Annotated in this window: 12 protein-coding genes; 2 read left to right on the top strand and 10 right to left on the bottom strand. The window is 53.2% G+C overall.

Annotated elements, in window-relative coordinates:
- Positions 1–2 precede the first annotated feature (2 nt).
- The 6 genes from V9K92_RS17560 to V9K92_RS17535 form a co-directional block, all read right to left on the bottom strand.
- A complete protein-coding gene (locus V9K92_RS17560) occupies positions 3–3,719 on the bottom strand; it encodes an AsmA family protein (RefSeq protein ID WP_337354530.1) in 3,717 nt (1,238 codons plus the stop codon).
- 103 nt (positions 3,720–3,822) lie between these two features.
- Positions 3,823–5,232 carry an FAD-binding oxidoreductase gene (locus tag V9K92_RS17555; protein ID WP_115052581.1) on the bottom strand — a complete coding sequence of 470 codons (1,410 nt, stop codon included), beginning with the start codon at positions 5,230–5,232 and terminating at the stop codon, positions 3,823–3,825.
- A gap of 120 nt (positions 5,233–5,352) precedes the next feature.
- On the bottom strand, positions 5,353–5,742 hold the full coding sequence (locus V9K92_RS17550; protein WP_337354529.1) for a DUF2185 domain-containing protein: 390 nt from the start codon (positions 5,740–5,742) through the stop codon (positions 5,353–5,355).
- Between the two features lie 8 nt (positions 5,743–5,750).
- Positions 5,751–6,704 (bottom strand): hypothetical protein, encoded by a 954-nt coding sequence (locus tag V9K92_RS17545; RefSeq protein ID WP_337354528.1) that lies wholly within the window; start codon positions 6,702–6,704, stop codon positions 5,751–5,753.
- A 109-nt stretch (positions 6,705–6,813) separates the two neighbouring features.
- Positions 6,814–7,701: a dienelactone hydrolase family protein gene (locus tag V9K92_RS17540; protein WP_336439798.1), complete on the bottom strand. Its 888-nt coding sequence runs from the start codon at positions 7,699–7,701 to the stop codon at positions 6,814–6,816.
- Positions 7,702–7,741: 40 nt separating this feature from the next.
- Entirely contained in the window at positions 7,742–8,653 is a 912-nt protein-coding gene (locus V9K92_RS17535; RefSeq protein WP_337354527.1) for a DMT family transporter, read from the bottom strand.
- A gap of 145 nt (positions 8,654–8,798) precedes the next feature.
- Between V9K92_RS17535 and V9K92_RS17530 the strand changes: the two genes are divergently transcribed.
- Positions 8,799–9,269, top strand: coding sequence for an Lrp/AsnC family transcriptional regulator (locus V9K92_RS17530; protein WP_115052576.1), 471 nt, complete (start codon positions 8,799–8,801; stop codon positions 9,267–9,269).
- A gap of 1 nt (position 9,270) precedes the next feature.
- On the opposite strand, the gene V9K92_RS17525 is transcribed toward V9K92_RS17530, so the two are convergent.
- The gene (locus tag V9K92_RS17525) at positions 9,271–9,804 is read right to left on the bottom strand and encodes a glyoxalase superfamily protein (RefSeq protein WP_115052575.1); all 534 of its coding nucleotides are present in this window, start codon (positions 9,802–9,804) and stop codon (positions 9,271–9,273) included.
- 180 nt (positions 9,805–9,984) lie between these two features.
- Entirely contained in the window at positions 9,985–12,327 is a 2,343-nt protein-coding gene (locus tag V9K92_RS17520; RefSeq protein ID WP_337354526.1) for a glucose/quinate/shikimate family membrane-bound PQQ-dependent dehydrogenase, read from the bottom strand.
- A 258-nt stretch (positions 12,328–12,585) separates the two neighbouring features.
- Between V9K92_RS17520 and V9K92_RS17515 the strand changes: the two genes are divergently transcribed.
- Positions 12,586–15,027, top strand: coding sequence for an ATP-dependent helicase (locus V9K92_RS17515; protein WP_115053246.1), 2,442 nt, complete (start codon positions 12,586–12,588; stop codon positions 15,025–15,027).
- Positions 15,028–15,031: 4 nt separating this feature from the next.
- Here the strand turns inward: V9K92_RS17515 and V9K92_RS17510 are convergent, their stop codons facing one another.
- Complete coding sequence (locus V9K92_RS17510) at positions 15,032–15,793, bottom strand: DUF5131 family protein (RefSeq protein ID WP_336439794.1); 762 nt, start codon at positions 15,791–15,793, stop codon at positions 15,032–15,034.
- The gene (gene tcmP / locus V9K92_RS17505) at positions 15,793–16,656 is read right to left on the bottom strand and encodes a three-Cys-motif partner protein TcmP (protein WP_336439793.1); all 864 of its coding nucleotides are present in this window, start codon (positions 16,654–16,656) and stop codon (positions 15,793–15,795) included. The genes V9K92_RS17510 and tcmP overlap by 1 nt, the downstream gene beginning before the upstream one ends.
- Between the last annotated feature and the right edge of the window lie 40 nt (positions 16,657–16,696).

Below are 16,696 nucleotides of genomic sequence, written 5' to 3'. Positions count from 1 at the left end.
GATCACTGCGGAACGGCATTCGGCTCGATGGTTTGCAAAAACTCATCGAGCGACTGCCGGTCAATGGCGCCTTGCGGCTGCGCTGGCGGAGGGGCGGCTGGTGGGTTCTCAAGAGCTTTGCGCGCTGCTTCCTCGGCCGCTTTTCTTTCCGCCGCCTCGCGCGCTTCCTGCTCAACCTTGAGGCGCGCGACCCTCACCCGCTCTTCCGCAAGCGCCTGAAACAATTGCGTCTCGCGGCGCAAACGCTGCTTTTCCACCAGCGATGCCTGCAGTGTTTCCACCCGCTGCTGCTCGCGCTCCAGCGCGCGCTGGGTCAGGAACTGCTCAAGCGGTTGGCGATTAAAGGTGACCGCAGGGCCATGCCATGGGCCATCCAGCGTAAACTCGACTACGGGGTCAGCACCGACGACAACGGTCTTTCCGGGCTCAAATGTCAGTTTGCCTTGGGAAGCCACCATCATTTCCGGGAAATTTATCCGCAAATCAGCAAAAAGCCGGGCATCCCCATTGTTTAACTGGAATGTCGATGTGCGCGCCACTCCTCCAGCAATCGTATAGGGAATTTCAGAGGCAGTTGCCTTCAACGCTCCGGCATTCAGATATTTACCAATGATCGCATCGATGGTGGCGGTTGTAACAGGCCCTTCCATGGCGTCGACATCTGCCAAAATCGGCACCAACGCTGCCGGATTAAGCGCGTTGATCGTAAGATCGCTTACCGCCACGACCCCAGAGCCAGCGATGGATTTGACCAATTCTGCCATCGACGTGCCCGTTGCATTGACGGACGCCGAAATTTTTGCCTTGCCTTGAACAGCAGCAATACCCGTTTCCGGCTGATAGAGTTCATCAATACCCGCTTGATCAAGCGTGAACTGGCCCGTCGCCAAGCCGGTACCGCTTGTATTGCGAAGCTCGAACATGCCAGCCAATTTGCCGCCGAAAAGGTCACCCTTGACATCATCAAGGCGCAAAGCACCGTCTTTCAGCGTAGCACTGGTTTGAAAATTGCCTATCTCGCCTACAATCCCCGTATCGGCAGTTTCTGCGCGCAATTTGAGGTCAAAGCCCATCGGGAAAAGTGGGCTGGCAAGAAATGGTTGTTGCGGCCACTGCGACTTGCCATCGCCATCCGTACTGCCTGTGCCAAGAACAAATTGCGTGACGGCATCAAGATTAATCTGAGCGAGCGTGAGATCGCCTTGCGCATTTGGCACGCCATTGTCGAGCACGAAGCCGATGTGCCCTCCAATTTTTGTGTCGTTCACCTGCCCGCTCAGATCGGGCAGCATGAGTTTGCCTTTGTTAAGGGAAAAGCTGCTGGCTGCATCAATCGGCGTGCCGTTCCCGAAGCCTGGCACCGAATAGCCTGCCGTTGCGAGATAGGCATCGATATCGCTGCTCTTGAGCGATGCCCGTCCCTCCCCGTTCAGGCTACCATCCGCATAGCGGAAACTACCATCCAGTAATGCGCGACCGTCCGGCGCTTTCAAAGCGAGCTGCGTCTGAAATCCGGCATTCTGGTTTCCTTTAAGGGCGATATCGGCTTCCAACTCTCCGGCAAGACCAAGCGGCAATGCTGGCAAGCCAATAAAGGCCATCAGCCCTTCGGCATGATCGGTACGCGCATTCATGGTCAGTTCGAGTGTGCGCAATTGCTCCTCATTCATGATGCTTGTGCCGGAAAGAGTGATGTTCATCCCACCCGACTTTCCCGCGGCACTCAACGAAAACTCATTTGTTCCAGACTTTCCATGCAGCGTATTGGCGAGGACACTCATCTGCGTATCCTCGAAGAGACCTGGGAAGCGTGATGATCGCTCCTTCATGGCAACGAGAAACGGGAAGTCCGGGAAACGCTGTGCAAGCGCATCGACAAAGGGCGCCATGTCATCCGACAGCAATGTTGCGTCAACCGACCCTGATGGCTCCGTCTTGAAGGGCTCCAGCTTGCCGGTGGCGGTGATCGTGGTGCCAGCGACACTGCCAATAATCAGGCGATCAATATCGAACACACCTTCGCGCAGACGGAACGCCGTATCCACCGTTTCAGCGACAAATCCGCCATGGGCGACCGGTCCTGCTTTCAGGTCAACATCAAGGTCCTGCCCGTTTAATATTGCGGAACTGCCATTTGATGCATTGCTGCTGAACAATGCGGCGAAAGCCTCCAGCGCATCTGCATCGAGCGCCCCGCCTTCCAGTTTCAATTGCGTCAGCGGCAGTGAATCGCCCTTGGCGCTACGAACCAGCGTTCCCTTCAACGAGGCACCGCCGAGCGCAAGCTCAAGATTATCGACCTTCTGCAATTCATCATGCAGGCTCACATCGCCGGAGAAACCGGCACCGCGAATACGGCGAATGGAATCGTCCACTGTGTTTGTCAGCCAGACGGCAAGTCCGGAAGGTTGGCGCGATGCGACAAGCAATTTGCCATCGAAGCCGAAATTATCGCCAACCTGCAAGACGCCTTTTGCTTCAAATTGCGTACGTCCTGGCAATTCCGCCTTGAGCTGATTTATTACCCAATTACCGGCTGCGGGTGCTGCATCAATCGTTACCGAACGAATTGTCGTATCGCCGGCAACGATAGCAGGCAGTTTCAAATCTATTCTTCCGGGCATGGTCGGCACAGGAAGCTGATCCATCAAACGCCGGAATATACCAAGGCGCTGAGCCGCGGTTTCAGGGTTTGCTTTGGCGTTTGCCTGCTCTGCCTCCTGATTGCCGAATGTTACTTGCTGACCATCGGCTTTCACCTCAAATCGCGGATTATCGCCATAGTCAAAATGGGCGTTGCCATTGACCACATAGGGGTCCGCCACCGGCCCCTGCTCCATATGAAACTCCGGTATGGTTATCCTGGCATGATCGGCTTCAAATTGTCCGGACAGGCGAAGACTGGAGAGCAGCGGCTTGTCTGCCGATCTTGCTTTTTCTCCTGATTTATCAGCGACTTCGTCGCGAGAACGAATGTCGATGCGGCCGGCATATTTCAACGCACCCTGATCGAGCGTTATCTGGCCGTCCGTTTCCATCGCAGCCGGAATATTGTCCGGAATGACACGCGCGTGCATTTGCAACGATCCGTCCGGTTTCAATGCGCCGGTCGAAGAGGAAACGGAGATTTTTTTGCCGTTGAAGAACAAGTTCCCGTCGAATTTCCATGGCCCGGAAAGATCGTCAGCAGACATGGTGGCATTCAAATCGGAGATTGAGCGCGTTGTCCCCGTCGAAGCATCGCGAATGATCAGCGAACCACTGTTGATCCGCAAATTCTCCAGCTTGACCTGCGTTTTCTGGAAAGGAGTGCGCGGCCGGATTGCCCAATCGACTACGCCCCCTTCACTTATCCGCACTGTCGCAGCCGGTTTTTCCAGCCGCATGTCAAATATGAGAATCTCACCGCGCAGAAAGGGAGCAAGCTCCGCATCCATGGAGAATTTCTCGATGGTCATTACCGGTTCAACGCCCGGGTCACCGACACGAACATCCGAAAAGGTAACGGATGGGAACGGCAAAAGCCGCGCACTCGCGCTTCCGGCAACAGTCACGGGACGGCCAAGCAATGTGGATGCTTCACGTTCGAACGAAGAGCGATAGCCGGCCCAGTCGACGAAATATGGCACAACCAGCGCTGCGGTCAGCAGCAGTACCAACAATCCGCCGATGAAAACAAACAAACGTGCCAGTGTCTTACTCCGATAGGTTCGCGCCAATCACCATAGAAACGACTTTATGGCAGTGCCGAGACATGACCGTTTCTATGCGCGATTTGCAATGCTTACACCATGCTTTAACACCCGGAATCAAAATGCGAACCTAAAGGCGTAAGATCTTGCCGGGATTCATGATATTCCCCGGATCGATAGCCCGCTTGATCGTTTCCATGACATCAACGGCACCGCCGAGTTCAGCGCGAAGAAATTTTATCTTCCCCTGCCCGATCCCATGTTCGCCGGTGCACGTTCCATCCATCGCGATAGCACGAAGATTGAGGCGCTCCACAAATGCCTCCACATTTTCGATTTCAGCGGGATTCTTCTCATCGAAAAGCACAAGAACATGGAAATTGCCATCACCGGCGTGACCGACGATAGGTGCAATCAAGCCGCTCTTCTCAATATCCTTTTCGGTTTCGACGATGCATTCGGCCAGACGAGAAATTGGCACACAGACATCAGTGGACAGCGATTGCTTGCCGGGCGCCAATGTCATGCAGGCAAAGTAGGAATTATGCCGGGCGGCCCAAAGTTTTTCCCGCTCCTCAACATTGGCAGTCCACTTGAATTCGCCGCCGCCATTGGCAGCTGCAATCTCTCCAAACAACTCCGCCTGCTCCGCCACACTCGTCTCGCTGCCGTGAAACTCTAGGAACAGATAAGGCGCAGGATCATAATCCAGCTTGGAGTAGGCAATCATTGCCGTCATTTCGAGCTCATTGACAAGCTCGATGCGTGCAACGGGAATGCCCATCTGGATCGTCTCAATAACCGTATTGCAGGCGCTTTCCAGATCAGGAAAAGCGCAAATGCCGCCCGAAATGGCCTGTGGGATGCCGTATAATTTCAACGTCAGCTCAACGATAATACCAAGCGTTCCCTCAGAACCAATCAAAAGCCTCGTCAGATCGTAACCGGCAGACGTCTTTTTCACCCGCTTCGACGTTGTAATAAGCCTGCCGTCCGGCATCACGGCCTTAAGAGCCAAGACATTTTCCCGCATCGTACCGTAGCGGACAGCGTTTGTCCCTGACGCGCGGGTTGCAGCCATGCCCCCAAGGCTCGCATTTGCACCAGGATCAATAGGAAAGAACAGACCAGTATCACGCAGATACTCGTTCAACTCTTTGCGTGTGACGCCCGGCTCTATAACGACATTCAAATCGTCATTATAGACTTTGAGAATACGGTTCATCCGCGAAAGATCGATTGATATGCCACCGGCCGGCGCATTCACCTGGCCTTCGAGCGAAGTTCCAGTTCCAAATGCGATAACAGGCACCTGCCATTCGCCGCAGAGGCGGACGACCTCCTGCACGTCTTCGATAGACTCGGCAAATACAACCAGATCAGGTGCCTGATTAGGCACATAGCTTGTGGTATGGGCGTGCTGCTCGCGGATGGATTTTCCGCCTTGGGCATTATCGCCGAAGCGCTTTTTGAGGATGGATACTACGGTTGCAATACCGTTTTCGTTGCGCAGCAATGCACCTGCGTCTGCCAATGCCATTCCAGTTTCCAGCCTTTTGTTGGATTCTCTTCAGAACGGTATTTTTAGGCAATACACGGGCCTTGTCTAGTTGTAACTCTGCGTTACACGAAAGGCCGCAGGCGTCAGTTCTTCCGCGCCTTAATCTTCGTCATCATCATCATCATCATCATCATCATCATCGTCTTCACCGGGTGACCAGTCGGTTACTGCAACGAAGCGTTCCTGCTCACCAGTTTTTTCAAAAACACTGCCAACGGGCGAATCCAGAAGAGGAATAATACTCGGATCATAGTTTGCGATGGTATTAACGTCGAAGATGCCACTATTCTCGGGATCTTCCATATAGTCGTCGCTCTCAAAGCCGGAGAGGAAGCGCCAACCACTATCAAGATCATTATCAGGATCTTCGCGATACATGAAACGCACTGGATAGCCGTCAATCGTTATCGTGTCAGTCGCAATGCAACCACCATAATTGCGTATCAGTGGCCGTATTTCTTCCTTGGTGAGTCGGTAACTTTTATCCATAGCCGATTTTAGTTGATCGTCATGGACTTGGCTAGCTTCCGGAAGCGGTCAGCATATTTGCTCTTTTCCGTAGCATTGACGATGAGGATGGCGCGCACATAGCGATTGGTTTCAAACCGCGCGATCTGGGCCACGTAAAGCGCATCGCCGCTGGCGGAATCTGTCGCTGTTCCATCGATTTCGATCCATTCCGCGCCATCGACCTCGCTGCTTGTCTCGTTATCGGACTGGACATCCTTGATTCCGGTTAGCGATGCGAAGGCCTTTTTCGAAAACTCCAGCCGCGTGGCGGCCTCAGGCGCTGTATTCAGGTTTGAAGCAATAATCACCATTGGTTGCATCGAGTTGATGGCAACATCATTTGGCCCCTCGGTCAAAAGCAAGGTGGCTCCGGCAATAACACGCACGGGGCGAAAACCGGACGTATCTGAAACTTTGAAGGGCAAAGACGCAATCTGGTCCGGCAAGCTTGCGGGCGCGCGAACAACCAAAGTACGCAGAGCTTTTTCCACATCGGCATCCGACAACGCACCTTTGGCACCATCCGGTATCTGGACCGTCACCATTGCAGTTGTGCTTTCGGCACCGACAAGCACAATCCACTTGCGATATTTGACGCCAGCTGCCACCTGACTGGCGCGGATCAGTTTTGAAACAACAGCGCCCTGCACCGACCATTCCTCAGGCCCGGATATGGTTTCTATACCCGTAGCCAGTAGGCCTTCCCGATTAAACCCCGCAGCGATTGTGGCATAGGCATCAACGGGAAGTTCGGTCACGACGATAGATGTGCCCTTGGCTGGGTCTTCGAAACCGCTGAAACTGGAAGATGGTACCAAACCGGCTGGCGGAACCAAGCCAATACCTGATCCACTTGGAAAAACCGCTTCTTGCGCAAATCCGGGTTGGGCGATCACCAACAAAACAAACAAGAGGCCGAAGACCCGTCCAACAAACTGCATTTATCAAATCCTGTTTTATTAACGCACAAATAGTAAGCACAGAACGATCCGGCAAGCGATTGGTTTCGCAAGTCCGGTCGACCATTCGTACAGCTGCGTTGAATTGCTCTCAGCTCAAATTCTTCTTGAAAAACTCAACCGTGCGGCTCCATGCAAGATCGGCAGTCTTCTTGTCGTAGCGCGCAGCAGAGGTGTCGTTGTTAAAAGCATGGTTCGCACCTTCATAGACATGAATCTCAAAGGTCTTTCCATTGGCTTCAAGCGCTTTCCTGTAATCCTCAATTCCGGCATTAATCCGTGAATCGAGACCCGCATATTGCAAAAGCAGGGGGGCTTTGATCTTTGCCACGTCTTCCGATTTCGGCTGACGACCATAATAGGCTACGCCTGCCCCAAGCTGTGGCGCATTGACAGCAAGATCGTTGACCATGCCACCTCCCCAGCAGAAACCAACAGCGCCAACCTTGCCATTCGATGATTTGATTTTGGCAAGATAGTCCAGAGAGGCGACGCCCTCTGCAATCGCGGTTTTTGAATCGAGCGCGCTTATCATGCCACGGGCTTTTTCCTCGTCCTCGGGCGTCCCGCCCGCTGATGACAGAAGATCCGGCGCCATTGCCACAAAACCTTCAAGGGCCATACGCCGGGCAACGTCGCGAATATGGCCGTTTAACCCGCGATTCTCGTGGATGACGACAACTGCTGGAAGCTTACCAGACGCATCGGCAGGAACAGCCAGATAGGCCTTGATATCGCCGGAAGGCCCTGCAAATACGAGATCTTTGGTGAAGAGCCGTTTGTCTTCCGGTGAGATGATTGCAGCCTGAGCAGAATTTGCTGCGAGCATGGGAGCAATAACTGCCGCAGCAGCGCCCGAACCTGCAAGCTTTGTGAGCTTGTCCATGAAAGAGCGGCGGTCGAGCGTCAGGTGAGTATACTCATCAAACGCGTCGACCATCGCCTGGGTAATATTCGGATGCTTTGTTGGTTCGCTCATTTTACAATCCTTTTAGAGGAAATGAGCCGCCCTCCTCCAATCAAGTCCTGACACGATGCGACAGGATGCCGGTAGAAAGAGCAACACCAAGTCCCGTGATAATTGCTGCCGCAATTTCCCAGACACCGAGCGCCTCGTCAAGGAAGATGGAGCCACCCACAGCAGCAAGCACCGGAGTGAGCGCGCTGAACGCGGCAGCCTGACTGCCACCAAGCGAGCGAACGGCTATTCCGTAGGCAAGCATAGCAGCCAGCCCGGAGAGCACACCCTGGCTCAAAAACTGCAAGCCGATTTCAGACAGCGGTACATCCATGATCGTTGTGCCGAAAAAAGCAGCCAGCACCAGATGGATGATGAATGACCAGACAGCAATCAAAGCGCCACCCTGCAGAGCAGTCAGACCTGAACGCTTGAAAGCGTGGGTATAACCAGCCCATAGCAATGCGCTGAATGGCAGAAACACAAAGCTCACCCATGAAATCTGATGGCTGCCGATGGCTAGCGTCAGCAGAATGGCAAGCCCGGCAACAATGGCAGCAAGGCCAAGCCAGCGTGCAGCATCCGGGCGTTCGCCGAACAGGACAACCCCGATCAGTGCGGCTGCAAGGGGCATTGAACCGCCGAGCAGCACGCCTACGGCGGCGGCGGGAGTCGAATGAATGGCGAAGGTGGTGATCTGGAAGAACAATACGCCCGCGCCACAAACCATGATTGCGAGCAACGCCAAGGGAACATTGCGGGGCAGCAAGCCCGTCTTCAGCCAGACCGGCGCCAGCACCAGCGCGGGAAGACCGTAACGAATGAGCCCAAGATCGATAGTACCAAGATGCGTACCGCCGGAATGGCGGGTGGCAATGATCCACGTTGCCCAGATGAAGACCGTAACCAAAGCGCCGGCATAACCGGGAGCCAGAGAGGCAGATTTGTTGATTTCGGGTGAGATCGCAACCATTGAAATATCCTTTCAGATTAGTCTGAATGTGTTTCCATGGGAGCAATATAGAGCGAATGCCTCTGGCATGTCCTTGCAAGTTGATGCCACTTAACCTATGATTTCAGCTACTTTCGATAAGATTTAACCTTGTTAAAGGCAGAATATGCCAAATCTTGATAAATTCGATATTGGTATTCTTGAGGCACTGCAAGGTGATGCACGGGCCACAAATGTCGAGATTGCAGAAAAGGTGAATCTGTCACCTTCTCCTTGCCTGCGGCGCATCCGAAATCTGGAAAAGTCCGGCGTCATTCGAGGTTACCGCGCCGATATTGATCGCAAGGAAGTCGGGCTTGGACTGACCGTCTTCGTGGAAATAAAGGTGGGACAGCACAGCAAGGCAAACTCCGAACTTCAGCAAGCGGCTTTGATCGCCATGCCGGAAGTGACCGGCGCGTTCCTTATTTCAGGAACCGCGGATTTTCTTGCTGAGGTGGTGGTGGAAGATCTCTCCGCCTATGAGCGGTTTCTTACGGAAAAACTGCTGGTCCTGCCCGGCATATCGGACATTCGCTCAAACTTTGCCATTCGCACAATCAAGACCAACAGTCCCTTGAAACTACCGCAGCGCTGAATCAGGATTCGCAGAAGGTAATCCGATTGCTGAACGGGTCAGTAACGGTGACTTCTCGTCCCCAGGGTGCTTCTTCAAGACCAGGTTTCATGAAACGGTAGTCTTGGGAATGCAGTTCCTTATGGAAAGCCTCAATGCCTGTCATGCGGACATAGACCCGCGCGCCGGGACTGGCATCACCTGAATGCTCGCTAAGATGCAGTGTCAGATCGGAACGTGATACCTGACAATAAAGCGGAAAATTGTCTCCAAACCGATGCTCCCAATCGAGCGTGAAGCCAAGAAAATCGAGATAGAATTCCCGGGCTTTAGAAACATCAAAGATACGAAGGATGGGATTGGCAGGTCCGAACGAGATACCTTCTTTCGGGGCTGGTTCATCGGCAATTTTGGCCGCAAGCACATTCCAACTATCGAAACCGAAACCGGCTGCGACGAGTTCAAGCCCCTCACCGTGAGAAATTTTGATATTCTTTTCGTCCAGAGCGTTGCGCAGCGATTTGGCAATAGCCTTGGCGTCATTGAAAGTACGCATAATCATTCCTTCGTCGTCGGTGAATCTGGAAAGTCAGTGCTCGCATTGCCGACCAGTTCACCTTTCAAAGGATGAAGCCAAGCTTATTTATTCGATACATTCACCGTAACCCGAAGGCCGCGAGCGGCTGGCTGTATCAGCCGCTTGCAGCAATATTCCTGCTTCGGATTACCGTCAATCTCATTTTGGCAGAGTATAGGCGATGACATAATCCCCCGGCTTTGTGCCGACCGAACCATGGCCACCCGCAACAATGACCACATATTGCTTGCCATCATCCAAGGAGAAGGTCATCGGCGTTGACTGGCCACCGGCAGGAAGGCGAGCCTCCCAAAGCTGCTTGCCATCAGTCACGTTATAGGCGCGCAGATAATCATCAACCGCGGCTCCGAGAAACGCAACGCCACCGGCTGTGATGATCGGACCGCCAATGCCCGGCACCCCAACCTTGAATGGCAATTGCACTGGCGAGGAATCCCGCACAGTGCCATTGCGGTGCTTCCAAGCGATCTTGCCCGTGCGCAGATCGGCACCGGCGACATAGCCCCATGGCGGCGACTGGCAAGGCAGGCCAAGCGGTGAAACAAATGGACCCATCACCACCGCGTAAGGAGCGCCCTCATTGCGGTTGAGCCCCTGCTCGCTACCCTTGGTGCCAACGCCGGGCGGAGGCACATCGGCGCGTGGCACAAGACGCGAGGTAAAGGCAAGATATGTCGGCATGCCGAACATGATCTGCCGTTCCGGGTCAACTGCGACGCCGCCCCAGTTGAACACGCCAAAATTACCCGGATAGACGAGCGATCCTTGCAATGATGGCGGGGTATAGCGCCCTTCATAGCGCAATTTCAGGAATTCGATCCGGCAGACGAGCTGGTCGAACATGGACACGCCCCACATATCCTTGCCCGTCAACGGTGGCGGCGAGAATGTCAGGTCCGAAATCGGCTGCGTGGGAGAGGTAAAGTCACCCTCGATAGCGCCTGTCGGCGCGGGAATTTCCTTGATCGGAATGATCGGCTCACCCGTACGGCGGTCGAGAACATAGAGATCGCCTTGCTTGGTTGGTCCTACCAGTCCCGGCACTGTGCCATTGACCGTATTGATATCAACCAGCGTTGGTTGTGCAGGAACATCCATATCCCAAAGATCATGATGGACAGTCTGGCGCACCCAGCGCATCTGACCGGTATTAAGATCAAGCGCAACGATTGAGGACGAGAATTTCTCCACATTTGCCGAGCGACCAGCACCAAGCTGGTCAGGTGTCTGATTTCCAAGAGGTACATAGATCAGACCAAGCTTTTCATCGGCACTGGAAACAGACCAGCTATTGGGAGAATTATGCGTGTAGGTCTGTCCATCCGGCAAAGGTGTCGTCACATCCGGATTGCCCGAATCCCAATTCCAGACCAGTTCGCCGGTGTTGATATCGAAAGCGCGGATGACACCGGACTGTTCCTTCGTCGAATAATTATCATTGACCGCGCCACCGATTATGATCTTTCCCGCTGCCACAACAGGCGGCGACGTGGAATAGTAATAGCCTGCGGGGTTATAGGGCATGCCTTTTTCAAGATGCAGCGTGCCTTTGTCAGCAAAGGACGAGCAAATCTGGCCATTGGCCGCATCAAGCGCAATCAAACGCGCGTCGGACGTCGGCAGATAGACGCGTTCGGCACAAGGCTGGCCTGGCGTGGCAGCAGGATCGGCATAATAGGAAACACCGCGGCAGGTCTGGTGCTGACGATCGGGATTCATGCCGGAATTGGAATCAAACTTCCACTTTTCCTTGCCTGTTGCCGCATCAAGCGCGATGGCCCAATTGTGCGGCGTGCAGATAAAAAGTGTATCGCGAACCTTGAGCGGCGTGACCTGATAAGTGGTCTCGCCAACATCCTCCGGCAACTTGACGTCGCCAGTCTGATAGGTCCAGGCGACTTGCAGCTTGTCAACGTTTTCGGTGGTGATCTGCTTCAACGGTGAATAACGCTGACCATAGGGCGTACGCCCATATTGGTGCCAATCGCCCTCCGGCATATTGCCGCCCAGATCGACAGTATCCGACACAATTTCCCTGCTTAATTCACCCGTAATTTGCAACGGATCCTGGGTCATCGAATAGCCTGCAACAACCAGCGCCACAACAACAGCAACGGACAACGACAGAGCCGGAACAGCGGAGGAAGAACCAGCACCGCTTGCAGATGAATTCAAGCCCCGCCTGATCCATGGTGTGAGCAGCCACAGGCCAAGGATCATGATGACGCCGCCGCGTGGCGCAAGCTGCCACCAGTCGAAGCCGATTTCCCAAATGGCCCAGCCAAGCGTTCCTACCACCAGCAGAGCATAAAGCAGCAGAGCGGATGACCGCCTGCGGAAGAGCAGAAAAGCAACCACAAGGAACGCAAGCGCAGCAATGATATAATACCAACTGCCGCCCAGGACAGCGAGCCATACACCGCCGACGCCAAGAGCCGCGCCAATGAGAAGGAAAACGAGTGCCGTGAGAGTGATTGCCATGAGGAAAGTCCCTTTCCGATCTCAATCAAAACCAGATGATCCTGACATGAGGCGACGAATGTTGCCATCGGCTGTCAAAACCTTGAAGTCACGAGTCATTAATCAAAATGGGTAGGCTCATAAATCGAGTGACGCAATATCCTGACTTGATATTTCAACCGCCCACTTCAATTGAAAGTGGGGGGCTAATTGCAATTGTTCTCTTTTTGTATCGCATTTTTCTGGTTTTTCGGTACCGAATCACTACATTGGGTTCAAATGTCTGGATTACCTGACGATATTCCGTTTTTCGACGAACCTGATGCGCCCCGCCAGCCTTCGGGCATAGCTGCACGCGCCATGCAGGCGCGTAGTGCACCACCTTATCTCAATGGACTTAACCCCGAACAGCGACTGGCGGTTGAAACCACCGAAGGGCCTGTACTCGTTCTGGCTGGTGCTGGCACTGGCAAAACACGGGTTCTGACTTCCCGTATTGCGCATATCCTTTCGCTCGGCAAAGCTTGGCCAAGCCAGATACTCGCCGTCACCTTCACTAATAAAGCAGCACGCGAGATGAAGGAGCGCATTGGCGTTCTCGTCGGCGGTGCTGTCGAAGGCATGCCATGGCTCGGCACGTTCCACTCCATCGGCGTCAAGCTATTGCGCCGCCATGCGGAACTCGTGGGGTTGCGCTCCGATTTCACCATTCTTGATACGGATGATGTCATAAGGCTGATCAAGCAGATCATTCAGGCGGAAGGGCTGGATGACAAGCGCTGGCCCGCCAAGCAATTTGCGCTGATGATTGATGGCTGGAAGAACAAAGGGCTCGGACCCTCCGAAATTGCTGAAGGCGATGCCCGGTCGTTTGCCAATGGTAAGGGCCGCGAACTTTACACCGCCTACCAGAACCGTCTGAAAACATTGAATGCCTGCGATTTTGGCGATTTGCTATGCCATCCAATCCGGATGTTCCGCGCCTATCCCGATATCCTCAAGGAATATCACGCCAAGTTCCGCTATATTCTCGTCGACGAGTATCAAGACACCAATACCGCGCAATATATGTGGCTGCGCCTGATCGCGCAGGGTTCGAAGAATGTCTGCTGTGTCGGCGATGATGACCAGTCGATCTATGGCTGGCGCGGGGCAGAGGTAGACAATATTCTACGCTTCGAAAAGGATTTCCCGGGCGCAGTCGTGATCCGGTTGGAGCGCAATTATCGCTCTACCGCGCATATTCTTGGCACCGCATCACATCTCATTTCCCATAATGAGGGACGGCTTGGCAAAACGCTTTTCACCGATGCCCCAAACCCGGAAGATGCCAAGGTCAATGTGCATGCCGGCTGGGATTCCGAGGAAGAGGCTCGGGCAGTCGGCGAAGAGATCGAACAAGCGCAGCGCAAAGGCCACAATCTCAATGATATTGCCATTCTTGTGCGCGCTTCCTTTCAGATGCGCGAGTTTGAAGACCGCTTTGTCACGCTAGGTCTGAATTACCGCGTTGTCGGTGGTCCACGCTTTTACGAGCGCATGGAAATACGCGATGCGCTGGCCTATTTCCGCGTTGTTGCGCAGGGTTCCGACGATCTGGCGCTGGAGCGCATTATCAATAATCCCAAGCGCGGTCTTGGCGAAGCTGCAATCCGGCAGGTGCATGATTATGCCCGCGCCAAGGACATCGGCATGCTTGATGCAGCCGCAGATCTTGTTGAAACTGAGGAGTTGAAGCCCAAACCGCGCTCGGCTTTACGCGAAGTGGTGGAAAATTTCCGGCGTTGGCAGTCGCAAATTGATTCCGTACCCCACACGGAACTGGCGGAAAAGATTCTCGACGAATCCGGTTATACCGCCATGTGGCAGGCAGACCGCTCAGCCGAAGCGCCGGGTCGCCTCGAAAACCTTAAAGAGCTTATCCGCTCTATGGAAGAATATGAATCACTGCGCTCTTTCCTTGAGCATGTCGCGCTGGTCATGGATGCTGAGCAGAACGAAAATCTCGATGCTGTAAACATCATGACGCTGCACTCGGCAAAAGGGCTGGAGTTTGAAACGGTCATTCTTCCTGGCTGGGAGGAAGGTCTGTTTCCGCATCAGCGTGCGCTGGATGAAGGTGGACGCTCCGGGCTGGAAGAAGAACGCCGTCTTGCCTATGTCGGGCTTACCCGTGCCAAGAAAAACCTGCATATCTGGTTTGTTTCCAACCGCCGTATCCATGGTCTGTGGCAATCCACCATCCCTTCCCGCTTCCTTGAAGAACTCCCCGAAGCGCATGTCGAAGTAATCGCCGGTGGCGATAGCTATGGTGGATATGGCGGGCGCGGAGGCTATGGCCAGTCGCGCTTTGATCGCGCCGATCCTTTTGAAAACAGCTACTCAACGCCCGGTTGGCAAAGAGCCCAGCAGAACCGTTCCGACGCAACACGCAATAATTGGGGCTCGCGGTCAGGCGCACGTGTGGAGCGAATAGGCTATGGCGAGACGGATTCCGGCCATGGCGCAGGGCGCGGCTCGGTTAAAGGACGCATGATTGATGGCGAACTCGTCGCCAAATCCGTCAGTGAAACGCCATCAAATTTCGATGTTGGCGACCGTGTATTCCATATCAAATTCGGCAATGGCAATGTCTCATCCATCGAAGGCAACAAGCTGACGATCGACTTCGACAAGGCCGGACAAAAACGCGTGCTGGATAGTTTCGTGAAGGGGATTTGAACGATTATCCCGCACAAAGAACATTGGGCATTTCATCCCATGTTTTTCCCTTATAAAGTCGCCCCGTCTTCTTTTTATTCACGCCCCCCCATTGTTTGAAGAAGAAAGCAGTTCCGAAGCTATCACAGGACGTTTTGATTTCATCCACCCAGTCAATATCCATTGGGCGAGCGCCTGGTCCCGATTCTCCTCCAACGATGGCCCAATCTATCTCGGTCAGATCTGCTCCTTTGACACTTCCCAATAGCGGCTCAAACGAAATAAACCTCACCGCTGCAGGGGCTTTGCGCAGACTGTCGATCCTATGTAAATACTTTCCATTCTCTACAGACGTTCCAAGCCAAACATTCTCGAGTATCGGCAACTCGCGTTCGCTCAGGATTCGCGCCATGTTATCGGGTCGTTTCGTTAGTATCTGGAATATATGCCAATGCGCATCGGCCATAACATCCCATACTCTCTCAATAAAATCAGCGGGCACACCATCTTGAAACAAATCTGACATCGAATTTACAAATATCATTCGCGGTTTGTTCCACGATCGTGGTGCAGTAAGCATTCGTTCATTGAGAATTACTTTACCTGTCCATACCGAGCGTTTTCCGCTCTTTCGAGTTGTGCCCTTATAGTGCCCATGGCCCATGGATTCCAGACGTGCAGCCATCCTCATGGCATAACAATTTGTGCAACCAGGGGAAATAATAGTGCAACCCGAAACAGGATTCCAAGTTGCGTCGGTCCATTCTATATCTGATAGGCCAGCCATTACTTCCTCGTCATGATTTCGTGAGCTACTTTCTGAGCGAGGCCCTTTGCTGTACTGGCGGGATTTGAGCAAGCAAACAACAGTGAGAAATTATGTCGACCATCCCGCCCAAGCGGCAGCCAACTTTGCGAAACACCACCACCAAATATCATTCCCATTTTTTTAATCATATAGCGAGTGATTCCTTCTGCTGTGGCGATCTTCCTAGTGACTGTCAAATCGTCGGAAAAAAGATCTGGTTTGGTCTCTAAAGCCACACACTCTTCACGCCACTCCCCTCCTCCGAACATGCGATCAAGTGAGGCTTCAGCATCCGATACTATATCGCCAGCATTTTTTATCTGCCGCGCAACCCCCAAACCTGCTGGAAAGAGATACCAAAGGTCAATCTTTCTCGTTGCGGCAATGGCCTCAAGAGTATTCCAATTAACCTGATTGCCGAAAGGATCTAGAAATACTAGTGCACGATCGTTCCTTTCTAAAGACTCGCAAAATTTTAATGTCACCTCATTAGCATCGCCCTGCTGAATATCAATGCGATTTGCCAGTGATACAAATTCACTCTGCAGATCACGTAGAGACACAGCGTTTTTTCGTTTTAAATCTGCAAACACGTATCGATCAAATGGGCGACTTATACTTAATGCTCTGCGAGCTGAGCCCATTATAACATTATCAATATCTTGGGTACCTGCAATAAGTGGCAAGTCCGAGGAATAGGGTATCTCTCCTGTGCCGGCAAATGCATCTAGATAGTGAAGGTTGAAGTAACTTGGCAAAGCCTTCGTGAAAAAACTGGCATAGCCAGCTACAGTTTCAAGTTTCTTTACTGTTCCAGAACTTCCAAATGGTTTTTGCGACATTTAAAAATACCTCAAAAGATAGAAATTTTGTCAAAGTGAC

It is taken from the genome of Phyllobacterium sp. CCNWLW109 (genome assembly GCF_037203905.1).
Lineage (GTDB): Bacteria > Pseudomonadota > Alphaproteobacteria > Rhizobiales > Rhizobiaceae > Phyllobacterium > Phyllobacterium ifriqiyense.
Note: the sequence above shows the minus strand (reverse complement) of the source record. Positions and strands in the feature narration are given on the sequence as shown.